General features: G+C 65.0%; 22 protein-coding genes. 11 read left to right on the top strand and 11 right to left on the bottom strand.

The annotated features are described in order from the left end of the window. The first annotated feature begins 86 nt into the window (after nt 1-86). The 4 genes from ACKWRH_RS04550 to ACKWRH_RS04565 all read left to right on the top strand — a co-directional run bounded on the left by ACKWRH_RS04550 (nt 87) and on the right by ACKWRH_RS04565 (nt 3,047). Nucleotides 87-506 carry an organic hydroperoxide resistance protein gene (locus ACKWRH_RS04550; protein WP_445219492.1) on the top strand — a complete coding sequence of 140 codons (420 nt, stop codon included), beginning with the start codon at nt 87-89 and terminating at the stop codon, nt 504-506. Nucleotides 507-542: 36 nt separating this feature from the next. After that, the gene (locus tag ACKWRH_RS04555) at nt 543-1,571 is read left to right on the top strand and encodes an alpha/beta fold hydrolase (protein WP_445219493.1); all 1,029 of its coding nucleotides are present in this window, start codon (nt 543-545) and stop codon (nt 1,569-1,571) included. A gap of 70 nt (nt 1,572-1,641) precedes the next feature. Then, the gene (locus ACKWRH_RS04560; protein WP_445219494.1) at nt 1,642-2,205 is read left to right on the top strand and encodes a cytochrome P460 family protein; all 564 of its coding nucleotides are present in this window, start codon (nt 1,642-1,644) and stop codon (nt 2,203-2,205) included. A gap of 17 nt (nt 2,206-2,222) precedes the next feature. Beyond that, nucleotides 2,223-3,047, top strand: coding sequence for an SDR family NAD(P)-dependent oxidoreductase (locus ACKWRH_RS04565; RefSeq protein WP_445219495.1), 825 nt, complete (start codon nt 2,223-2,225; stop codon nt 3,045-3,047). 7 nt (nt 3,048-3,054) lie between these two features. On the opposite strand, the gene ACKWRH_RS04570 is transcribed toward ACKWRH_RS04565, so the two are convergent. The 3 genes from ACKWRH_RS04570 to ACKWRH_RS04580 all read right to left on the bottom strand — a co-directional run bounded on the left by ACKWRH_RS04570 (nt 3,055) and on the right by ACKWRH_RS04580 (nt 9,047). Beyond that, the gene (locus ACKWRH_RS04570; RefSeq protein WP_445219496.1) at nt 3,055-6,564 is read right to left on the bottom strand and encodes a PAS domain-containing hybrid sensor histidine kinase/response regulator; all 3,510 of its coding nucleotides are present in this window, start codon (nt 6,562-6,564) and stop codon (nt 3,055-3,057) included. A 320-nt stretch (nt 6,565-6,884) separates the two neighbouring features. Further along, nucleotides 6,885-8,114, bottom strand: a complete 1,230-nt coding sequence (gene hemA, locus ACKWRH_RS04575; protein ID WP_445219497.1) for a 5-aminolevulinate synthase — start codon at nt 8,112-8,114, stop codon at nt 6,885-6,887. Nucleotides 8,115-8,312: 198 nt separating this feature from the next. Beyond that, nucleotides 8,313-9,047, bottom strand: coding sequence for a GntR family transcriptional regulator (locus tag ACKWRH_RS04580; RefSeq protein WP_445219498.1), 735 nt, complete (start codon nt 9,045-9,047; stop codon nt 8,313-8,315). Nucleotides 9,048-9,205: 158 nt separating this feature from the next. On the opposite strand from ACKWRH_RS04580, the gene ACKWRH_RS04585 reads away from it, so the two are divergent. From ACKWRH_RS04585 to aroQ, 4 genes are read left to right on the top strand one after another with little or no spacing between them, the layout of a single operon-like run. After that, complete coding sequence (locus ACKWRH_RS04585) at nt 9,206-10,234, top strand: TRAP transporter substrate-binding protein (protein WP_445219499.1); 1,029 nt, start codon at nt 9,206-9,208, stop codon at nt 10,232-10,234. 25 nt (nt 10,235-10,259) lie between these two features. Next, a complete protein-coding gene (locus tag ACKWRH_RS04590; RefSeq protein ID WP_445222623.1) occupies nt 10,260-10,808 on the top strand; it encodes a TRAP transporter small permease in 549 nt (182 codons plus the stop codon). Continuing rightward, nucleotides 10,805-12,085, top strand: coding sequence for a TRAP transporter large permease (locus tag ACKWRH_RS04595; RefSeq protein WP_445219500.1), 1,281 nt, complete (start codon nt 10,805-10,807; stop codon nt 12,083-12,085). Before ACKWRH_RS04590 ends, ACKWRH_RS04595 begins: the two co-directional genes overlap by 4 nt. 19 nt (nt 12,086-12,104) lie before the next feature. Further along, nucleotides 12,105-12,536, top strand: a complete 432-nt coding sequence (aroQ, locus tag ACKWRH_RS04600) for a type II 3-dehydroquinate dehydratase (protein WP_445219501.1) — start codon at nt 12,105-12,107, stop codon at nt 12,534-12,536. A gap of 109 nt (nt 12,537-12,645) precedes the next feature. Here aroQ and ACKWRH_RS04605 read toward each other — a convergent pair whose 3' ends face one another. The 4 genes from ACKWRH_RS04605 to ACKWRH_RS04620 form a co-directional block, all read right to left on the bottom strand. Next, nucleotides 12,646-13,707, bottom strand: coding sequence for an MBL fold metallo-hydrolase (locus ACKWRH_RS04605; protein WP_248881270.1), 1,062 nt, complete (start codon nt 13,705-13,707; stop codon nt 12,646-12,648). A gap of 135 nt (nt 13,708-13,842) precedes the next feature. Then, nucleotides 13,843-15,999, bottom strand: coding sequence for a methyl-accepting chemotaxis protein (locus ACKWRH_RS04610; protein WP_445219502.1), 2,157 nt, complete (start codon nt 15,997-15,999; stop codon nt 13,843-13,845). Nucleotides 16,000-16,165: 166 nt separating this feature from the next. Further along, nucleotides 16,166-16,891: an outer membrane protein gene (locus tag ACKWRH_RS04615; protein WP_445219503.1), complete on the bottom strand. Its 726-nt coding sequence runs from the start codon at nt 16,889-16,891 to the stop codon at nt 16,166-16,168. A gap of 224 nt (nt 16,892-17,115) precedes the next feature. After that, complete coding sequence (locus tag ACKWRH_RS04620; RefSeq protein WP_166345656.1) at nt 17,116-17,436, bottom strand: hypothetical protein; 321 nt, start codon at nt 17,434-17,436, stop codon at nt 17,116-17,118. Between the two features lie 120 nt (nt 17,437-17,556). Between ACKWRH_RS04620 and ACKWRH_RS04625 the strand changes: the two genes are divergently transcribed. Then, nucleotides 17,557-17,898: a hypothetical protein gene (locus tag ACKWRH_RS04625; RefSeq protein ID WP_445219504.1), complete on the top strand. Its 342-nt coding sequence runs from the start codon at nt 17,557-17,559 to the stop codon at nt 17,896-17,898. A 126-nt stretch (nt 17,899-18,024) separates the two neighbouring features. Next, nucleotides 18,025-18,312 (top strand): hypothetical protein, encoded by a 288-nt coding sequence (locus tag ACKWRH_RS04630; RefSeq protein ID WP_445219505.1) that lies wholly within the window; start codon nt 18,025-18,027, stop codon nt 18,310-18,312. Between the two features lie 30 nt (nt 18,313-18,342). Here the strand turns inward: ACKWRH_RS04630 and ACKWRH_RS04635 are convergent, their stop codons facing one another. The 3 genes from ACKWRH_RS04635 to ACKWRH_RS04645 all read right to left on the bottom strand — a co-directional run bounded on the left by ACKWRH_RS04635 (nt 18,343) and on the right by ACKWRH_RS04645 (nt 19,761). Next, on the bottom strand, nt 18,343-19,278 hold the full coding sequence (locus tag ACKWRH_RS04635; protein WP_445219506.1) for an AEC family transporter: 936 nt from the start codon (nt 19,276-19,278) through the stop codon (nt 18,343-18,345). Between the two features lie 103 nt (nt 19,279-19,381). After that, the gene (locus ACKWRH_RS04640; RefSeq protein WP_445219507.1) at nt 19,382-19,591 is read right to left on the bottom strand and encodes a hypothetical protein; all 210 of its coding nucleotides are present in this window, start codon (nt 19,589-19,591) and stop codon (nt 19,382-19,384) included. After that, a complete protein-coding gene (locus ACKWRH_RS04645; protein WP_445219508.1) occupies nt 19,588-19,761 on the bottom strand; it encodes a hypothetical protein in 174 nt (57 codons plus the stop codon). Before ACKWRH_RS04645 ends, ACKWRH_RS04640 begins: the two co-directional genes overlap by 4 nt. A 448-nt stretch (nt 19,762-20,209) precedes the next feature. Here ACKWRH_RS04645 and ACKWRH_RS04650 point away from each other — a divergent pair, with 448 nt between their 5' ends. Further along, nucleotides 20,210-20,482: a hypothetical protein gene (locus ACKWRH_RS04650; protein ID WP_445219509.1), complete on the top strand. Its 273-nt coding sequence runs from the start codon at nt 20,210-20,212 to the stop codon at nt 20,480-20,482. An 18-nt stretch (nt 20,483-20,500) separates the two neighbouring features. Here the strand turns inward: ACKWRH_RS04650 and ACKWRH_RS04655 are convergent, their stop codons facing one another. Then, nucleotides 20,501-22,120, bottom strand: coding sequence for an ABC transporter ATP-binding protein (locus tag ACKWRH_RS04655; protein ID WP_445222624.1), 1,620 nt, complete (start codon nt 22,118-22,120; stop codon nt 20,501-20,503). Nucleotide 22,121: the final 1 nt, after the last annotated feature.

Here is a 22,121-nt window from a genome sequence, read left to right on the forward strand (position 1 = left end):
CCAGGCCTTAACAATTTCTCACAAGTCCAAACGGGTGTCCTGTGGCGGCCGCTGCTAGTCAGTTGCGTGACGGCAAGGAGACCTTCATGACGCAAGCGGCACAAACACTCTACACGGCCAGGACCCACACCAGCGGCGGGCGAGAGGACGGCACGTCCCGCAGCTCCGACGGCCGCCTCGACGTGCGGCTCTCGCCGCCGGGCGGTGCAGGCATCGGCACCAATCCCGAGCAATTGTTCGCGGCCGGCTGGTCGGCCTGCTTCGAAGGCGCGATGGAGAAGGCGGCCCGCAAGCGGAAGATCGAGCTTCCGAGAAAAAGCGCGATCGATGCGGAGATCGATCTCGTGCTCGACGAGGGGGCGTATTCGCTCCGGGCGCGCCTCAATGTCAGCCTGCCGGGCCTCGATCCCGAAATCGCGCGCGGCATCGTCGATGAGGCGCACCAGACCTGTCCTTATTCCAAGGCCGTGCGCGGCAATATCGACGTCACGGTCGCGCTGATCTGACGCACCATCACCAACCACCAACAAGGTAGCACCACCATGAAACAGATCATCGACCAGCACCGCCGCAAGTTTTTCAGCGTCGCCGCGGGAACCGTCGCCGTCGGTCTCGGCGTGATCGACCTCGCCCGCGCCGAGACCGAAGCGCCGCGTTCCCCGGCATCGAACGCGTCGTTCGGTCCGATCAAGCAGATCGACGCCGGCGTCCTCAATGTCGGCTACGCGGAAGCAGGTCCCTCGAACGGTCCCGTGGCGATCCTGCTGCACGGCTGGCCCTACGACATTCACGCCTTCGTCGATGTCGCGCCGATCCTGGCAAAGGCCGGCTATCGCGTGATCATCCCCTATCTGCGCGGTTACGGCTCGACGCATTTCCTTTCCAGCGAGACGCCACGCAACGGCGAGCCCGCGGCGATGGCCGTCGACATCATCGCGCTGATGGACAAGCTCGACATCAAGAAGGCGGTTATCGCCGGCTTCGACTGGGGCGCGCGCACCGCCGATATCATCGCTGCGTTGTGGCCGGATCGCTGCCGCGCGCTGGTGTCGGTCAGCGGCTATCTGATCTCCAGCCAGGCCGCCGGCAACGCGCCGCTGCCGCCGTCGGCCGAACTGCAATGGTGGTACCAGTTCTATTTCGCGACCGAGCGCGGCCGCGCCGGATACGAGAAGTACACGCATGATTTCGCAAAACTGATCTGGAAGCTCGCCTCGCCGCAATGGAAGTTCGACGACGCGACCTTCAACCGGAGCGCGGCGGCGCTGGACAACAAGGATCATGTCGCCATCACGATCCACAATTACCGCTGGCGGCTCGGGCTCGCCCAGGGCGAAGCCAAATACGAGGAGCTCGAAAAGAAGCTCGCTGCAGCTCCGGTGATCAGCGTCCCGACGATCACGATGGAGGGCGACGCCAACGGTGCGCCGCATCCCGACCCCAGCGCCTATGCCAAGAGGTTCTCAGGCCGGTACGACTTCCGCCTGATCACCGGCGGCATCGGCCACAATCTGCCGCAGGAAGCGCCGCAAGCCTTCGCCAAGGCCGTCATCGACGCCGACGGCGCCTGAGCGTTCATTCGATGCCTCGGTCCAGCGCGGCTGGACCGAGGATGCCACGATCCCAGCATGAAGGAACGTCATGACGTCCATCGAACCTGAAAAGAAGAAGCGCTTCCATGCCACGGCTATCACGCTTGCCGCGCTCCTTCTCGTCGTTCTCCTGACTTGCGTGCCCTACCTGGTCTCGATCGCTCTCGCCGAGGGGCCGGTGCAAGGCAACACGGCAGACGCCTCTCCGATCTTCGGCGTCACGATTCCTGCGGGTTACAAGCAGTGGGAGCTGATCGCGCCCGCCGAAGAGGCGGCACCGCTCGACGAGCTTCGCGCCGTTGTCGGCAACCAGACCGCGATCGATGCTTATCAGGCCGGACAACTTCCGTTCCCGGATGGCACCATTCTGGTCAAGCGCGCCTGGAAGCGGAAACAGTCACCGGAGTTCGCATCCGCGACGATCCCCGGCGCGGCCACCACAGTTCAGGTGATGGTCAAGGATTCCAGGAAATATGCGTCCACCGGAGGTTGGGGGTTTGGCCGCTTCGTCAATGGCAAGCCGGTCGACGAAGCCCAGCACCGCACCTGCTGGGGCTGTCACGAAGCGCGCGCGAAAAGCCGTGATTACGTCTTCACCCGGCTTGCGCCTTGAGCGGTCAGGAGAGCGCCGTGTCAAAGATCTGGTTCATCAGCGGCAGTTCGCGCGGGCTCGGACGCGCCATCACGGAAGCCGCACTTGCGGCGGGAGATCGCGTGGTGGCTACGGCCCGGGACACGAAGCCGCTCGAACCGTTGAGTGAGCGCTTTGGCGAGAGACTGCGGCTCGCAAGGCTCGACGTAACCGACGAGGCTGCCGCGCAAGCGGCCATCGGCCTCGCCGTGGAGGCATTCGGCGGCGTCGATGTGGTCGTGAACAATGCCGGCTATGGCGATCTCGGATCGGTCGAGGACACGAGCCTGGCCTCGTTCCGTCAGCAGATCGAGGTCAATCTGCTCGGCACCATCATCGTCACCAAGGCGGCGATCCCCGTGCTGCGCCGGCAGCGCCGCGGGCATATCGTGCAGTTCTCATCCGTCGGCGGACGGATCGGAGCTCCCGCCCGCGCGGCCTATTCCGCCGCGAAATGGGGCATCGAGGGCTTTTCGGAATCGCTGGCGCGCGAGATGGCGTTGATCGGCGTGCACGTGACGATCGTCGAACCCGGCGGCTTCCGCACAGGCTTTGCGCAGTCCGCGCATGCGACCGGCGAAGGGCGGGCGGAGTACGATGCCGTCGTTGGCGCGGCCGTCAGGATGCAGCGCGATTACGATGGCCGCCAGCCGGGCGATCCGGCGAAGGCCGCCGCCGTCGTGCTGGAGCTCGTCGACATGGACAGCCCGCCGCTGCGGATCGCGCTCGGCAGCGACGCGGTGAACGCCATCGCTGCGACGGACCGGCAACGCCTCGACGAGCTCGAGAGGTGGCGCACGCTCAGCGTCTCGACCGACTACTGACCGCGTCTCACTCCGCCGCCACCATCTGCTGCGTGCGCCATTGTCCCAGCAGGGCGCGCAGTGAGGCCGGCTTCACCGGCTTGTTGAGCACCGCGATTTTCTCCTCGCGCGCGGCGACCTGCACCGCGGGGCTGCGGTCGGCGGTGATCAGGATCGCGGGGATGCCGTCGCCGAAGCGGCGGCGAATGTCGCGGATGGCGGCAATGCCGTTGCCGCGGTCGAGATGATAATCGACCAGCAGGCCGGTGACGCGGCGGCCCGCGCCTTCGATCGCGGCGATCGCGCCCTCGGGGTCGGCGACCGCGATGACCTCGGCGTCCCAGGCCTTCAGCAGCGTGCGCATGCCGTCGAGGATCGCCGCGTCGTTCTCGATGCAGACGATGAGAGCGCCCGAGATCGGCCTACGCGCCAGCGGCGTCGCGCTGGTGACGGCAGCGGTGTGGGTGATCGCCTTGGCTGTCGGCACTGTCACGGAGAAGACCGAGCCGCCGCTCTTGTTGCTGTCGATGGCGATGCCGTGCTTGAGCACGCGTGCAAGACGCTCGACGATCGAGAGGCCGAGTCCAAGGCCGCGGGCGATCCGCGCGCCCTGCTCGAGGCGGTGGAATTCCTTGAATATCTCGCCGCGCTTGACCGGCGGGATGCCGACGCCGGTGTCGTAGACGCAGATTTTCAGCGAAGGGCCCTGCCGGCGGCAGCCGACCAGCACGCGTCCGCGCGGGGTGTATTTGATCGCGTTTGAGATCAGGTTCTGGAGCAGGCGCCGCAGCAAGAGCCGGTCGGACTCGACCGGCAGCGAGCAGGGCACGAAGGCGAGCTCCAGGTTCTTGGCGCGCGCGATCGGCGCAAACTCGATCTCCAGCGAGCGCATCAGGTCCGCCATCTTGAAGCTCGAAGTCGAGGTCGTCATCGCGCCGGCATCCAGCCGCGATATGTCGAGCAGTGCGCCGAGAATCTCCTCGATGGCCTGGAGCGATTCGTCGATGTTCTCGACCAGCCGCGTCTCCTCGCCGCTGTGCTGGCGCTCGACCAGGCTGGTGACATAGAGCCGCGCCGCGTTCAGGGGCTGGAGGATGTCGTGGCTGGCCGCGGCCAGGAAGCGCGTCTTGGAGATGCTGGCGTCTTCCGCCGCGCTCTTGGCCAGCGCCAGCTCGGAATTCAGCCGGGTCAACTCCTCGGTGCGGTCGCGCACCCGCTTTTCGAGCGTCGCGTTGGCGCGCTCCAGCGCTTCGGCGGCCTCGAACGTGGGGGTGACATCGGTGAAGGTGATGACGAAGCCGCCGCCGGGCATGCGGTTGGTCAAGATCTCGATCACCATGTGGCGGTCGGGCAGGCGCTCGAGATAAGGCTCGCTGTCGGTGGTGTAAGCCGCGAGCCGCCGCTCCAGCATGGCTTCGCGCTCGACCGGATTGTCCGGCTCGCTCACACCCATGAATTCCAGGATTTCACGCAATGGCGTGCCGAACTGGATGAAATGCGGCGGCACGTTCAGGAGATCGCCGAACTGCCGGTTGGAGCAGATCAGTTGCAGATCGGCGTCGAACACGGCGATGCCCTGGCGGACATGGTTGAGCGCGGTCTGGAGGATCTCGCGATTGAAATGCAGCGCGGCGTGGGAATCGTCGAGCAGTTTCAGTGCCGCTTTCGCCGAGACCGTCCGCTTGCGCAGCAGCAGCGACATCACGAGCCGCGAGGAGGCCGCGCCGATCGAAGAGGCGATCAGGTGCTCGGCGTGCTGCAGCAGCTCGAAATCGGCCGGCGCCCCGGATTCCAGGCGTACATTGCGCCGCACCGAAAAGGCCTCGAACGAATGCCGGGCACGGTCGGGCCCGAGATATTGCGCGACCGTGGTCTGGATGTCCTGCACCGTGACGGTGGTGCGCCAGCGGCGGAAGTTCGGGGAGATCGGCGCGAGCGTGTTGGGTACGAACAGATCGGCTTGCACCAGTTCGATCGAGGTTGGCCGCCGCGCCAGCGACAGCAGCACATAGGTCATGATGTTGAGCGACAGCGACCAGATCACGCCGTGCATCAGCGGCGGCAAGTCGGCGCCGAACAGCGCCTGCGGGCGCAACGCCTCGATGCCGAACGGGCCGTGCTGGACCAGCAGGATTCCCGCTGTCGAGGAATCCATGAAGCTCGGGATGAACAGCGTGTAGAGCCACACCGCGAAGCCGACCAGCATGCCGCCGATCGCGCCGCGCGCGGTGGCGCGCCGCCACAACAGCCCGCCGAAGAAGCTTGGCGCGAGCTGGGCGATGGCGGCAAAGGAGAGCAGGCCGATCGCCGCGAGCTGGGTGTTGCCGAGCGCGCGGTAGTAGAAATAGGCCATCACCATGATGGCGAAGATCGCAAGGCGCCGCGAGCGCAGCAGGAAGTCGCTGAAATCGGCGCCGCCGGTGCGCCCCTCCGGCCGCCGCTGCAGCACCAGGGGCACCACGAGGTCGTTCGAGACCATGATGGAGAGCGCGACGCATTCGACGATCACCATCGCCGTCGCCGCCGACAGCCCCCCGACGAAGACGGCGACGCTGAGAAGTCCCGCGCCGCCCTCCATCGGCAGCGCCAGCACATACATGTCCGGTTCGACCGCGCCGAACGGAAAGGTGACGAGGCCGGCGAGCGCGATCGGGATCACGAACAAGTTGATGGCGACGAGATAGACCGGGAACAGCCAGCGCGCGCGGCTGACCTCGGCATCCGAGGAGTTTTCGACCACGCTGACGTGGAACTGGCGGGGCAGCAGCATGATCGCGCAGAGCGACAGCAGCGTCATGGTGAGGAAGTTGCCGATCGACGGCGAATAGTTGATGGCGCGCACCGCCTCCGGCGTCTTCATCGCGCGCTCGATCAATTCGTGCGGCGAGAACATCCAGAAGGTGACGAAGATGCCTGCGGCGAGGAAGGCGATCAGCTTGACGATGGATTCGGTTGCGACCGCCAGCATCAGGCCGTGCTGGTGCTCGGTGGCGTCGGTCTGCCGCGTGCCGAACAGCACGGCGAAGGCGGCCATCGCCAGCGTCACCATCAGCGCCATGTCGCCGAGGATCGGGATGTGGGAGAACGCCTGGTCCTCGCTCAGGATCGTTTCGAGCGATGAGGCGACCGCCTTGAGCTGGAGCGCGATGTAGGGCACCGAGCCGATGATCGCGATCAGCGCCACCGTCGCCGCCACCGCCTGGCTCTTGCCGTAGCGCGCGCCGATGAAGTCGGCGATCGAGGTGATGTTGTGCGCTTTCGCGAGCTGGATCACGCGGCGCAGGACACCGGCGCCGAGCCCGATCATCAGGATCGGGCCGACATAGATGGCGAGGAAGTCGGTCGAGGCGCGGGTGGCGAAGCCGACCGAGCCGAAGAAGGTCCAGGAGGTGCAATAGATCGCGAGCGAGAGCGGATAGATCAGCCCGGACGCACGGCCGCGCCCGGCCGGCGAGCGGCGGTCGCCGTGGCTCGCCACCAGGAACAGGAAGCCGATATAGCCGAAGGCGGCAGCGATCACGCCCCAGTCGTGCAGCATGGCGAGCGCGCTTCTCCCTGGGCGCGAGGGCGCCCGAACTCATTTTCCCTGCAAATCTAGCGCGTTGGGCGGGCGCAAGCGACAGCGAAATGCCGTACCGGGGCGGGAACTGGGGTTGTCGTTAAGGTGCGGGGCGAGGCTGCCGATACTTACCCTCCCCTGGAAGGGGAGGGTCGATCGCGCGCAGCGCGAGCGGGGTGGGTGATCTCTCCGCTCGGGCAGTGTGTTCGCGGAGGGACCGTCACCCCACCCCGCTACGCATTCCGCTTCGCTAGATGCGTAGCGACCCTCCCCCTCCAGGGGAGGGTAAGAACGGAGGCCTACTCCGCCGCCAGCGACTTTTGCTTGAGCGGCAGGCCCAGGCGGTCCCACACCTGCAAGAGCGCTTCGGCGAGCTGATCGATCAAGCCGTCGTCGTGATAGGGCGAGGGCGTGATGCGCAGGCGTTCGGTGCCCTTGGCCACCGTCGGATAGTTGATCGGCTGAATGTAGATGCCGTGCTGTTCCAGCAGCAGGTCGGACGCCTGCTTGCACTTCTCGGCATCGCCGATGAACAGCGGCACGATATGGGTGTCGCTCGACATCACAGGCAGGCCGGCGGCGTTGAGGATCGCCTTGACGCGGGCAGCGCGGTCCTGGTGGCGCTCGCGCTCCCAGTTCGAGGTCTTCAGATGCTTGATCGCGGCGGTCGCGGCCGAGCAGATCGCCGGCGGCAGCGCGGTGGTGAAGATGAAGCCCGGCGCGTAGGAGCGCACGGCGTCGATGATCTGGCCGTTGGCGGCGATGTAGCCGCCAAGGCAGCCGAATGCCTTGGCGAGCGTGCCTTCGAGAATGTCGATGCGATGCATGACGCCGTCACGCTCGGCGATGCCGCCGCCGCGCGGGCCGTACATGCCGACGGCATGGACCTCGTCGACATAGGTCATCGCGCCATATTTCTCGGCGAGATCGCAGATTTTTGCGAGCGGGGCGACGTCGCCGTCCATCGAATAGAGGCTCTCGCAGGCGATCAGTTTCGGCCGGTTCGGCCCCGCGGCCTTCAACAGCTCTTCGAGGTCGGCGAGATCGTTGTGGCGGAAGACGACGCGCTCGCAGCCGGACTGGCGGATGCCCTCGATCATCGAATTGTGGTTGAGCTCGTCCGACAGGATCAGGCAGTTCGGAATGAGCTTCGCGATGGTCGCGATGCCGGTCTGGTTCGAGACATAGCCCGAGGTGAACAGCAGCGACGCTTCCTTGCCGTGGAGATCGGCGAGCTCGGCCTCGAGCTGCACCAGCGGATGATGCGTGCCGGCGATGTTGCGGGTGCCGCCCGCGCCGGTGCCGACGCGGGTCGCGGTTTCGACCATGGCGCCGACCACCTTCGGGTGCTGGCCCATGCCGAGATAATCGTTGGAGCACCAGATCACGACGTCGCGTTTGCCCTTGGGCGAGTGCCAGAGCGCATGCGGGAACCGGCCGGCGATGCGTTCGAGATCGGCGAACACGCGGTAGCGCCGCTCGGTGTGGAGACGATCGAGGGCGGTATTGAAGAACTGGGCGTAATCCATCGGCAAAACCTAAGACGGAACTGACCAAAAAGGGCGCATCTTCTTAGAGCTTTTCCAGCTCTAGAGTCTATGCGCTATCCCATATTTGGGGGCGAGGAGCATTTGGGCAAAATGCCCTATCGTGCGATTTGAAACTTGATCCCGATCAAGTTCGCGCGAGAGGCAATGTTGCTTTGCACCATCGGTGGCGGTGCGGATCTACCCGGCCTTGGCCTTCTTGCGCGGCTCGGCGCGCGCCTCCTTCACGGCGGCCACCGGCTTTAACCAATCCGAATTGCGCAAGGCATGCGCCACGCAATCATGGATGTGGGTGTGCAGCACCTTGTTCGCGCCCTTGGCGTCGCGCTTCAGCGCCAGCTCTTTCAGCTCGCGATGCTCGGAAGCCGCCATCTCGCCACGGAACACCACGGCGATCATCTGGTAGCGCAGATAGCGGTCATAGACCGCGGCATGCGCATCGAGCAGCACCTTCGAGCCGCAGGCCGCGACGATCGCGCGATGAAACTGGAAATCGCACTGTTTCCAGCTCTCCGCATCGGATCGCTCGCCTGACAGCAGCATCCGCTCCATCGCCGCGAGCTTGTGATGCGCCGAGACGATATGCGCCTCCCAGTCGAGATCGCCGGCCGCGAACGATTTCTCGATCATGTGGCCCTCGAGCAGCTCGCGCAGCTCCGCGATCTCCTGGAATTCGGTCGCCGAGATCGGCGCGACCTCGAAGCCGCGCTGGCCTTCGGCGACGACAAAACCTTCCGAGCACAGCCGGTTCAGCGTCTCGCGCAGCGTCGAGATGCTGGTGCCGTAGGCGCCGCTCATCCGTTCGAGCTTCAGCTTCTGACCCGGCGTCAGCTTGCCGAAGATCAGGTCGGTGCGGATGCGGCGATAGGCGCTGTCGCCCACCGTCTCGGCGGTCGTGTCGGGAAGGGTGTCCATGCCTCATCCTAGCGCTTTGGACTTGCGTTTTGCCAAATTTCGCAACTTTATCAAGCGTTTCTTATAACATCAGATAAAATCAAAAATATAGGTTGATTTATAATCCATCATATAAGACGTTCCCGCCCCTAAGAACGAGATCAACAGGGGAGGCGGCGATGCCCGTTCGGTTCAAAGGTCTGGCTTTGGTGGCGGCGATCGGCGCGGTCGCCTTGGGCGCGATGGGGCCGGCCTCGGCGCAGGCCATTCAGGAGCGCACCATCCGCTGGGGGCACCTCAACAACACCGACCATCCCGTCAGCAAAGGCGTGCAGAAGTTCGCCGAGATCGTCGCGGCCAGGAGCGGTGGCAAGATCAAGGTGCGCGAATATCCGGCCAATCAGCTGGGCAGCGAGATGCAGCAGCAATCGGCGCTGCGCGCCGGCACCCAGGAGATGCAGTCGCCGGCGACGACGTCGCTGGTCGGCATCGTCAAGGATTACGGCCTGATCGATTTCCCCTTCATCGTCTCGACGCCACAGCAGGCCGACGCCTTGCTCGATGGTCCGCTCGGCGCAGCGCTGCTGGCAAAGCTGCCTGAGAAGGGGCTGGTTGGTCTCGCTTATTGGGATCTCGGCTTCCGCAACGTCACCAACAGCAAGCGCGCCATCACCAGGGGCGAGGACCTCGGTGGCATCAAGATCCGCGTGATCCCGAACCCGGTCTATCTGGAGACCTTCAAGGCTTTCAACGCCAACCCGGTGCCGATGAGTTTCTCGGAGCTCTATAGCGCGCTGGAGACGGGCACCGTCGACGGCCAGGAGAACCCGTTCTCGGTGATCCTGTCGAACAAGTTCTTCGAGGTGCAGAAATATCTCAGCGTCACCAACCACACCTATTCGACCAACATCATCCTGATCAGCAAGAAATTCTGGGACGGGCTCTCGCCCGACGAGCAGAAGATCTTGCAGGACGCCGCGATCGAGGCGCGCGACTACCAGCGCAAGGTCAGCCGCGAGCAGGCCAAGGCCGCGATCGACGAGCTCAAGGCCAAGGGCATGGCCGTCAACGAGATCGCACCCGCCGAGCTCGATCGCATGCGCGAGAAGACAAAGCCGATCGCGGAAAAATTCTCGGCCGACTACGACCCCGCCATCGTCAAGCTGTTCAACAGCGAGCTCGACCGCGTGCACGCGCTGAAGCCGTAAGCCGACGCGCAGCAGGCCGGACATGATGAAAACGATGGTCAACGCCTATTTCTGGCTGCTCCGCGCGGTGATCGCGGTGCTGCTCGCCGCCATGGTGGTGCTGGTGTTCGGCAACGTCGTGCTGCGCTACGGCTTCAATTCCGGTATCGCGATTTCGGAAGAGCTGTCGCGCTGGCTGTTCGTGTGGATGGTGTTTCTGGGCGCGATCATCGGCCTGAAGGAGCATGCCCATCTCGGCGTCGATAGCCTCGTCAAGGTGCTGTCGCCGTTCGGTCGCAAGGTCTGTTACGGCCTCAGCCACGCGCTGATGCTCTATGCCTCCGTGCTGCTGACGGAAGGCTCCTGGAAGCAGACGGTGCTGAACTGGGATACGGTGGCGCCCGCCTCGGGGCTCTCGGTCGGCCTGTTCTACGCTGCCGGGATCATGTTCGGCGCCTCCTCCTGCGTGATCATCGTGCACGAGCTCTATCGGCTCGTGACGGGGCAGATCGCCGATGCCGATCTGATCGCCATCAGCGAATCCGAGGAGCTGTCGCATTCTCCTGGCGCGGCGAGCGGGAAGCCGCAGGCATGACTGTCGCCGTCTTCACCTTCTCGCTGCTCGGCGCAATGGCGATCGGCATGCCGATCGCGTTTGCGCTGATCATCTGCGGCATCGCACTGATGACCTATCTCGCGATGTTCGATTCCCAGATCATCGCGCAGAACGTCATCAACGGCGTCGATTCCTTTCCGCTGATGGCGGTGCCGTTCTTCATCCTTGCCGGCGAGGTCATGAACACCGGCGGCCTGGCGCGCCGCATCCTCAACTTCGCCATCGCGCTGGTCGGCCATTTCCGCGGCGGCCTCGGCTATGTCGCGATCCTGACGTCATGCATCCTGGCCTCGCTGTCGGGCTCCGCGGTCGCGGACGCCGCGGCGCTCGGTGCGCTCCTGGTGCCAATGATGGCCGCCGCCGGCCACAATCGCGCCAGCGCGGCTGGCCTCGTCGCTGCCGGCGGGATCATCGCGCCCGTCATTCCTCCGTCGATCGGTTTCGTCATTTTCGGCGTCGCCGCCAATGTCTCGATCTCGAAGCTGTTTCTGGCCGGCATCGTGCCGGGCCTGCTGCTCGGCGCCGGTCTGTGCTTTGCCTGGTGGTGGGTCGTGCGCAAGGAGAATCCGGCGCGCCTGCCGCGCAAGAGTTTTGCCGAGATCTGGCGCGCGCTGATCGACGGCTTCTGGGCCTTGATGCTGCCGATGATCATCATCTTCGGCCTGCGCTTCGGCATCTTCACGCCGACGGAGGCGGCCGTCGTCGTCGCCGTCTACTCGCTGGTGGTGGCGATGGGCGTCTATCGCGAGCTCAGGCCGGCACAACTGCCGGCACTGCTGGTCTCGACCGCGCAGACCACGGCCGTGGTGATGTTCCTCGTCGCCGCCGCGCTGGTATCGTCCTGGCTGATCACCGTCGCCGAGATCTCCGACCAGATCGTGGCGCTCGTGCAACCGTTCGCCGGCAACAAGACACTCTTGACCTTCGTTCTGATGATCATCGTCGTCATCGTCGGCACCGCGCTGGACATGACGCCGACGATCCTGATCCTGACGCCGATCCTGATGCCGATCGTCAAGCAGGCCGGTATCGACCCCGTCTATTTCGGCGTGCTCTTCATCATCAACAACGCGATCGGCCTGATCACGCCGCCTGTCGGCGTCGTGCTCAACGTCGTTGCCGGCGTCTCCCGCGTTTCGATGGACGATCTGATCCGCGGCGTCTGGCCTTTCATGATCGCGCAGCTCGTCGTGCTAGCCTTGCTGACGCTGTTTCCCGTTCTCGTCACCGGCCCGGCCAAGTGGTTCGGTGGCTAACTTCCAGAAGGACCTGTCCATGAAGCGCGTGATGATCCTCAACGGTCCCAACCTCAATATGCTCGGCATCCGCGAGCCGCACATCTACGGCACGACCACGCTCGACCAGGTCAACGCAAGCTGCGAGGAAGCGGCCGCCAAGCTCGGGCTCAAGCTTGCCTTCCACCAGTCCAACCATGAAGGCGTGCTGGTCGATCTGATCCAGTCGGCGCGGCAGGATGCCGATGCGATCGTCATCAATCCGGCCGGCCTCTCCTTCACCTCGGTCTCGATCATGGATGCGATCAAGACATTCGAAGGCCCGGTGCTGGAGGTCCACATCTCCAACATCCACGCCCGCGACGAGTATCACCGCCACTCCAAGATCTCGTTCGTGGCGACCGGTGTGATCTGCGGGCTAGGCCCGTTCGGCTACGTCGCGGCGCTGCACGCGATCGCGAATATGAGGTGAGCTGGTTCCACAAACTCGTCATGCCCGGGGTTGTCCCGGGCATCCACGAACTCGTTTCGACTTGAAAGAACGTGGATGGCCGGGACAAGCCCGGCCATGACGCCGCGGCCTAAGTCGTCCGGAACTGCAGCACGCCGTCCTTGGTCTCCGCCGTCAGCCGGCCCTCGACGATCATGTAATTGACGTGGGCAACGAGCTCGCCGGCGGCAAAGCCCATCTGGTGCTCGTCCAGCACGTGCTTGTTGAACACGACAGGCACCAGGGCGCGCGAGGTCTGCGGCACCTCGCTGCAGGCTTCCGCGATCAGGCGGCAGCGCTCCTCGTGGTGGTCGGCGAGCTGCTTGATGCGGGTCTTCAGACCATAGAACGGCACGCCGTGGCCGGGCAGCACCAGCAGATCGTAGGGCAGGGTGGTGGTCAGGCTCGCGAGCGAGGCCAGATATTCGCCGAGCGAGTTCTGGTCGGGCTCGACGGCCCAGACGCTGACATTGGGCGAGATCTTGCTCAGCACCTGGTCGGCGGAGAGGAACAGCTTGTCGCCGGCGCAATACAGCATCACCTGGTCGAGCGCGTGCCCGCCGCCGGTGATGACCTTGAAGCGGCGGGTGCCGATCACGATCTCGTCGCCATGCGAGATGCGGCGGTAGGACGGCGGCAGCACCGAGACGCGCTTGAGATAATCCTGGCCGCGGCCGAGCAGCTTTTCGGTGAGCGACTCGTCCATGCCGTGGCGGCGGAAGAACAGCCGCTGGGCTTCGCGCCGCTCCTCGGTGCCGCGGTTCTGGTGGTAGACCGACTGCAGATATTCGACCTGCGACATCACCAGCGGGCAGTTGAACCGCTCGACGATCCAGCCCGCAAGCCCGACGTGATCGGGGTGCGAATGCGTGACGATCAGGCGCGTGATGTTGACGCCCTTCAGCGGCCCCTCGAACAGTCTGGTCCAGGCCTCGATCGTCTCCTCGTTGCCGAAGCCGGCATCGACCATGGCATAGCCGTCGCCGTCGGCGAGCAGGTAGATGTTTACGTGGTTGAGGCGGAACGGCAGTTTCAGCCGCGCCCACAACACGCCGGGACGCACCTCGACGACCTCTTCGGGGCCGGGATGCTGTTCCCAGGGATAGCGTAGGGCCTCGGCCGAGGACTGCACGGTGTCGGTTTTCGGGTTCATGCTACCGGCTTAAACCCGCCGGGCGCGGGGCGCCAGCCGAAAAAGGCCGGGCCGTGGTCTCCGCATGGCGGTCATACCTGCAGTTTTCCGCAGCCCGGATTACGCGGCGCTCGATCCGGGCTACGGGCCGGCGGCTTACGCCGCCCGCATGTTGTTGAGGAATGCGTCGATCTCTCCGCGCAGCATGTCGGCTTCGCGGCGGAGCGCGTCGGAGGCGCCCAGCACTTCGCTCGCCGCCGCGCCGGCTTCCGCCGAAGCCGTGGAGACGCCGATGATGTTGCTGGAGACCTCGCTGGTGCCGCCGGCGGCATGCTGGATGTTGCGGGCGATTTCGCGGGTGGCTGCGCCTTGTTCCTCGACCGCTGCGGCGATCGTCGTCGTCACGTCGTTGATCTCGCCGATGATCCGGCCGATGCCCTGGATGGTGCCCACCGCCGAGGTGGTGACTTGCTGCATGCTGGCGATCTGGGTGCGGATCTCTTCCGTCGCCTTGGCGGTCTGGCTCGCGAGGCTCTTCACCTCGGAGGCGACCACTGCGAAGCCGCGGCCGGCTTCGCCCGCGCGCGCCGCCTCGATGGTGGCGTTGAGCGCGAGCAGGTTGGTCTGAGACGCAATCGTCTGGATCAGGTCGACCACAACGCTGATGCGGCTGGCACTGTCGGCAAGGCTCTGCACCGTGGTGTCGGTGGCGCCGGCCTCGTCGACCGCCTTCCTGGCGATCGCGGCCGAGGTGACGACCTGCTTGCTGATCTCCTCGATCGAGGACGACAGCTGCTCGGTGCCTGATGACACGGTCTGCACGTTGACCGAGGTCTCCTCCGCGGCGGAGGCGACCGCGTTTACCAGCGCGTTGGACTGGTCGGCGGTGTTCGACATGCTCTGCGCGGTGGACTGCATCGAATTGGCCGACTGCGCGAGATTGTCGAGCGCGTTGCGTACCGCGCTCTCGAACTCGGCGATCTTCGCTTCCATGCGTGCGGCACGCTCGGCCTTGGCGACACGGTCCTTGTCCTGCTCGCTCGACATCGCGCGGGCCTCGATCATGCTCTCGCGAAACACCTGCAGCGTGTTCGCCATCACCGAGATTTCGTCGTTGTGGTGCTTCGAGCGGTAGATCTCGGTCTCGAGGTCGCCGTTCGCGAGCAGCTGCATCGACTGATGCAGCGCGCCGATCCGCCGCAGGATGTTGCGGCCGACATAGAGCCAGACGAACAGCGCCGAGCCGACCAGCATCAGCGCGCCCAGCGCCAGCATCGCGGTGGTGGCGAGCGAGATCTCCTGGCGCGCCTGGAAGGTCGACGCGTTGGTCTCCTTCTGCACGCCGTCGACGAGCTGCTGCACGCTGATGCCGAGACCGACATTGAGCTTGCGGGTCTCGTCCAGAATGGTCTGGCCGTAGTCGATGGCGTCGAGCTCCTTCTGGCGGATCTTGAACACGCCGGTCTTGCCCTCGCCGAAGGCGAACAGCTTCTGCACGGCGTCGCGCACCGTCTGCATCGAGGGCATGTTCGGGAGGTCCTCGAGGTTCGACTTGACGCGGTCGCGCGTCGCCTTGAACTCCTTCTCGATCGCTTCCAGCGTGTCGCTGTTGTTGGCCGACAGCGCCGCCATCATGTCGGCGGCCATCAGATTGCCGTTGGCGGAGATTGTCGCGACCTGGGAGACGGTGCGGGCGGCCTCAGTGGCATCATCGGCGGAAACTTCCGCCGCGCCGAGGATCGCGTTCAGGCGCGTCTGTGCGTCCAGCATCGCAGGACCGGCCGCGCCGACGAAGCTGAGCTGGGCCTTGCGCAACGCCTCATACTGCTTGTCATGCAGCGCGCCGGTCTCGAGCCGCTCGCGCGCGGCCGACACCAGGCTCTGGGTCGCCTCGTCGATGCTCTTGGCGGTGTCGCGCAGCGCGGTTGCGATCTGCTTGTCGGCGCCGAGCTCGATGATCTCGCCGAGCTTGGCCATGGCGAGCTGCTGGATGTCCTTCACGCTCTTGGTGCGTTCCTTCAGCGCCTCGTCGGAGGGCGATGCCAGCAGGCCCGGGCCTTGCGCCGCGAGCGTCGCGCTTTGCGAGGCGAGCTGCAGGCTGGCGGAGAGGCGCGGGATGTCGCGGCCGCTCAGATCCATCATGGTTGCGCCGAGGTGATTGAACACGAAGCCGGCGCCGGCTGCGATGACGAGGCCCATGCCCGCGATCAATGCGAAGGCGGCGAACAGGCTGCCGCGCACGCCCCACCTTGGCATCTTGAAACGAGGCTTGAGACGGCCAAGGACACGGCCAGCACCCAGACGGATCGCCATCGAAATTCCCCCACGCGTGATCTTTATATTTTCGCGGCGGAGTATCCTTCGGTCGGGTTAAAAAATCGCAAGTTGCACAATTGGTTGCGCTCGTTCCGCACAGCGAAAAAAGAAAGGGCCGGCAGAGTTGCCGGCCCTTGATGGTGAAGAGATTCTTGAGGCGCGATCAGTAGCGCGCGACCGCCGAATTGGCCCAGTTGAAGCGGTAGTTGACGCCGGCCTTGATGGTGTGGTCGTCGGTGGTGAAGCTGCCGGTGCCCGCCAGCGGACCGCCGGTGAAGCTCGCGTCGCCGAAATTGTAGTACTGGTACTCGGCCTTGGCCGACCAGTTCGGGGCGAACATGTATTCGAGGCCGGCGCCGACGGTGTAGCCGTTGCGGTGATCGCCGGTGATGAGGAAGGCGGTCGGCACGCCGCCGACGGTCACCTTCTCGTTGTTGTCGGAATAGGCGTAGCCGCCCTTCACGTAGAGCAGGCCCGGACCCCAGGTGTAGCCGACGCGGCCGGTGATCGAACCGAGGCCACGCTGGTCGTTGGTGTAGGCGATGCCGCCCGGAAACACAGCGCCGACGCTGCCGGAAAGCCAGGAATACTGGCCTTCGACGCCGACCACGAAGCTCGGGTTGAACTGCCAGTCCGCACCGACCTGCACGCCGCCGAGGAAACGGCCGTTGCCGTTGTTGCCGGTGGAGAGGCCGTTGAAATTGTTGTCGCTGGAGAACGCGCCGCCGACATGGCCGCCGATATAGAAGCCCGTCCAGTTGTAGATCGGCGCGGCATAGGCCGGCGCGGGCGCCTTGTAATAGTTGCGGTTGCCGAGATCGGCGCCGACGGCCGGCGCGGCAGCGGCCACCACGAGCAGCGCAACGGTTGCAAACAAAATCTTCTTCATCGTCTTGAACTCCAGCACTTTGGTCCCCGGCAGGCGCGCTGTCCGCGCCGTCGTTGGTCTTGCAGATAGCTCGCTTTTGACGAAAATGCTGTCACATGCATGGCACAACGACAGCCAACCTAACTTATTGGGCTGTAAATGATTTTCGTGCTTAATGCCGGCTTAAGAAGTGGTGAAGGAAGGTTTAACGTCGCAAGTCTCGGGTAACTTGCGCACGTCTCTCGTTAACCAAGTCGCCGCCGCACCTCATCGCGCATCTGCTCGCGGAAGGCCGCGCGCCTTGCGGGCCGGTCCTCCTCGCGGACGTCGTGGCGATCGAAAACGTCGAACTTCTCCATGATCGGATAGCGCTCGCTCGCCATCGCGAGCACGCGCAGCACCTTGGTCGCGGACGGCGTCGGGCCACGGACCTCCCAGCGCCGGATGGTATCGGCGCCGCCCTGCGCCGGCAGTCCGCAAAGCCTGGCCATGTCGGCCGCGGTGAGCTTGCGCTCGAGCGCGTCGGAAAGGTCGTTGCGGAGCTGCTTCAGTTCGGGGCCGGTCATGCTGTTTGCGTCCAGGAAAGTCGCTGAAGGCAATGCACTAGCGCTGATTCGGGTCCGTCCGAAGGCGCGTGGTCGTGATAGCGTGTCCGCGCCGGTCGAGCGTCAGCGAGGCGAAATCGCATGCCTGTGTTCAAGCTGCCCCTGTTGGGGGATGTCGTCCAGTCCATTTATCCGTCGTTCTTCAGTCCCACCGGCGGCCAGTTCGGCCTCGTCAACATCACGGTGGGACAATCCTCGGCGCCAGATGTCGAGAAGGACGTGCTGTCGGATGTCGCCGGTTACGGCAAGCAGATCGGACAGATCGCGGACGCGCTGCTGGCCGTGGTCGAGCATCTGGAGTCGCGGTCCGACCATGCGCTCGCTGACGATCCGGCGATCGCCGCCTTCAAGGAGCTGATGCACTCTGTCGCGACAGTCAAGGAGCGACACGGCCGCAAGGCGTGTCGCCCGAAGCGACGATGACCACGGCGGCGGTGCCTGGGTCAGGCACATTCGGGCGTGCACGAAGTTATGAACGGGTGCCCATGGAAATTTCGCGTTGAATGAACACATGGCACACTGGGCTCGCAGCCAATGAAGGGAACCGCCATGACAAGCATCAAACCCGCCATTGCCGCACTCATCACTGTCGGACTGCTTGCCGCGCCCTTCGCAGCCGAAGCGAAGAAGGCCAGGCCGAGCCGGCATCACCACAGCACAGGCGTGATGGCCCCGACCTATGGCGCCGCCACATTGCCGGTCGCGCAGCCCAGGACCTCCTACGGGTCGTCCGGACAGACGGTCGGGACGGTCACGGCGCCCTCGATCGGATCGTACAATTGGCCGTCGGTCGGCGTGACCAATGCGGTGCCGACCTGGAGAAACACGACGAGATAGACAGGACGTCGCCGGGCGCGCCGGTGACCATCAACGCGTGCCGGGCGCGAGGCCGGAGAGCAGGTAGAGCGCGATCAGCAATGTAGCGACCGACAGCATCGTCGTGACCGAGACGGTGGCCGCGACCAGCTTCTCCTCGACCTTGTGCTCGTGTGCCAGCACATAGACGGTCTTCGCCGTCGGCACGGCCGCGCATATGACAGCGGCGACCGTGTAGAGCGGATTGAGGCCGGTGACCACGCAAAGTCCGTAGACGATCAGCGGCATCACCACCAGCTTCACGGTCGCGAGCGCGAACGATGCCTTCAGGTTGGATCGCAAACCGTCGACCGACAGGCCAAGCCCGATGGCAAACAGTGCGCAGGGTGTGAGCGCAGCGGCAATGATGTTCAGGTAGGCCGCGACCGGCGCCGGAATCGGCAAGCCCGTGATCGCCCAGACGAGACCGATGAGCGTCGACAGAACCATCGGATTGAGCAGGATCTGCTTCACCAGTCCGGCCGAATGCGCAGCGCCGCGCACGTCCCTTTCCAGCAGGATGACCGTGAGCGGAAACATCACGCCCGCGACGAATACCGTCGCCACCGCGGCGGGCAAGACGGCGGGCTGGCCGTAGATCGCGTGCAGGATCGGGAGCGCCACGAAGCCGGTATTGGTCATGGCCGCCGCCATGCCATGGATCGTGCTGCTGGCGAGATCGTGCTTGCCGCCCGCGCGGACCGCCAGGAACACGAGCGCGAAGCAGAGGAGGGAGCCGCCGCCGAACGCGAGCAGGAAGCGCCATTCCAGCAGGTTGCGCGCCGGCTCCTGGGCGATCGTGACGATCAGCAGCGCCGGCATCGCCACGTTGTAGGCAAAATGCACCAGTGCGTCCGCAAGCGAGCGGGAGAGATAGCCGAGCTCGCCGGCAAGCCAGCCGGTGACGATGATTGCGAACACGGGAAGAACGAGGCTGGCGACCTCCATCCGGCGTCCCCCTCTGCAAGCAGCGTCGCCATTCTAGCCTGGCGATGCATGCTCGTCACGGTTCAACTGGATGGCGCCGTCCTCGACCGGACGGCCGGTGGGCTCAGGCGCCCCTGCCGGTCTGTTGGCCGATCACGCAGCGCCATGCGGCCAGGCGTTCGGCCGGATGCTGGTTCATCCATTCGGCGAGCTGTGGCGCGCCCATCAGGCACGACTGCACCGAGATGTTGGCGAAGTCGGAGGTGGTGACGATCTGCTCGTGGCAATTTGTCGGAGAGGAAAGACTGCAGAGCACAGCGATGATCTTGATCACGACAGATTTCCCACGTCGCCGTTGGCCGCGCGGCCGATCGCCGCCTTGTCCTGCTGCTCGCCGCTCGGATCAGCCGGCGGAAAAATGCTGTCGTAGATCGCGCGCGCTTCCTGGATGAGGCGAACGCGCTCGCGCTCGGATTTCGAGACAAACTGAATAACCTGGCCCATATCGGCTCCAATGGATCGGAAATCCATCATGAGATGATGGAAATCATTCCATGCGAATCTGGGGTGCCGGCCTCGCTTTCGCATCTGTGCGGACGGTCACGAAGGATAAAAAGCCCGTGACTGCTCCGTTGCGCGAAGAGGAGCGGAATACCTTAGCCATGAGCTGGCCTGACGTTGCCGGCGCGCGTTCCCTGCGTCCCGGGACTGCTGCAAGCAAGGCACAACATGCGAGCATTCTCCGGTGCAGCGGCGAGCCAAGGCGCGGGGAGTGCGCCCCTGTTCGGCTGGAGCTACTCGTCGCGCCATCGTGATGGAGCGTCAGACCCCGCATTGTGATCGTATTGCGGCACATTTTCGCGCGCGTGGAGTTGTAATATCGCTCAGTGCACGAGCGGTTCGACGAGCGAACGGCCGACGCGACTGAGAGACCGCGCCGAAAGGATTGGCCATGACAAGAACGAGACGCTCGATTGCGGTACTTATCGTTGTCGGATTTGCCGCATCGCCCTTTGCTGCAAGCGCGCAGACGTCCGCGGCGGGCACCCAAAGCAACACGGGCGGTGGCTCCGGAGCGCCAGCAGCGCAAGGCACAACGTATGGAAGCTCCGGACAGACTGTCGGGACCGTCACCGCGCCGTCGGTCGGAACGTCTAATCAACCATCGGTCGGCGTGACCAACTCAGTCCCCACCTGGAAGAATACTAATCCTCCGGCCAGGTAGAAGCCGCGATCGGTTGGCTCACGCCGCCGGCGCACGCTCTTTCCGCCCGGGCACCGCCGCCAGTAGTTCGCGCGTATAGGCGTGCTCCGGCGCGGCGAACAGCTGCGCGGTTGGCTTCAACTCGACGATGGCGCCGCGCTGCATCACCGCGATGCGGTCGCAGATTTGCGCTGCGACGCGCAAATCATGGGTGATGAACAGCATCGAGAGGCCGAGGCGCGCCTTGAGGTCTTCGAGCAGTCGCAGCACCTGCGCTTGCACGGAGACGTCGAGCGCGGAGACGGCTTCGTCGGCGACGATGATCTCGGGTTCGAGCGCGAGCGCACGCGCGATGCCGATGCGCTGGCGCTGGCCGCCTGAGAATTCATGCGGATAGCGGTCGAGCGCACCGGCGTCCAGCCCGACCACCTTGAGGAGATCGCGGGCGCGGTCGAACGCCACTTTCGGATCGATGCCGGCTGCGATCGGACCGTCGGTAATGATGTGCCCGACCTTCCGACGCGGATTGAGCGAGGCGAACGGATCCTGAAAGATCATCTGGATGCGATGACGCTCGGCGCGGAGCGCCTTGCCCGAGAGCGAGGTGAGATCGGTCTCGCCGATCCGCACCGTGCCGCGGTCGGCTTCGATCAGTCGCATCACCAACCGCGCCACCGACGATTTGCCGGAGCCAGATTCGCCAACGAGGCCGAGCGTCTCGCCCTTCAGAATGTTGAAGTTGACCTCGCGCGCGGCGTCGACGCGACGGTCCTCGCGAAACCAGCCGCCTGAGGTGACGTAGGTCTTGTCCAGCCCGATCACCTCGACGGCCCTGGCCTGGTCGTCGAGGGGGCGGCGCACAGGCGGGTCCATCGACGGCACGGCGGCGAGCAGCGCCTTGGTGTAGCCGTGCTGCGGATTGTTGAAGACGGAGCCAGCGGGGCCTTCCTCGACGACCTTGCCATGCCTGAGCACCACGACCTGGTCGGCGATGTCGGAGACCACGCCGAAATCATGGGTGATGAACATCACCGCCATGTTGCGGTTGCGCTGGAGGTTGCGGATCAGTTTCAGGATCTGCGCCTGCGTGGTGACGTCGAGCGCGGTGGTGGGCTCGTCCGCGACCAGCACCGCGGGCTCGAGCGCCAGCGCCATCGCGATCATGGCGCGCTGGCGCTGGCCGCCGGAGAGCTGGTGCGGATAGGCGCGGACAATGCGCTCGGGGTCGGGCAGGCCGACCTCGCGCGCCAGCGACAGCGCCTTCGCGCGCCGCTCCTTCGGCGTCAGCAGACCGTGGGCCTCGAACATCTCCGCCATCTGGTCGCCGATCCGCATCAATGGATTGAGCGCGGTCATCGGCTCCTGAAAAATCATCGCGAGGCGGCGGCCGCGCAGATCGCGCCAGCCGTCGTCGTCGAGCTTGAGCAGGTCGCGGCCTTCGAACTGGATCTCGCCGGCGGTGACGGTGACCGTATCAGGCAGCAGGCCCATCAGCGCATGCGCGCACATCGACTTGCCGGAACCGGATTCGCCGACGACGCAGACGATCTTGCCGGGCCGCAAATCCAGCGAGACGCCGTCGACCGCGAACGCACGCTCGGCGCCCTTGGGCAGCGCGATCCGCAGATTCTTGATCGAGACGGCGGGCGGGGCGGTCATC

Source organism: Bradyrhizobium sp. Pa8 (genome assembly GCF_052588265.1).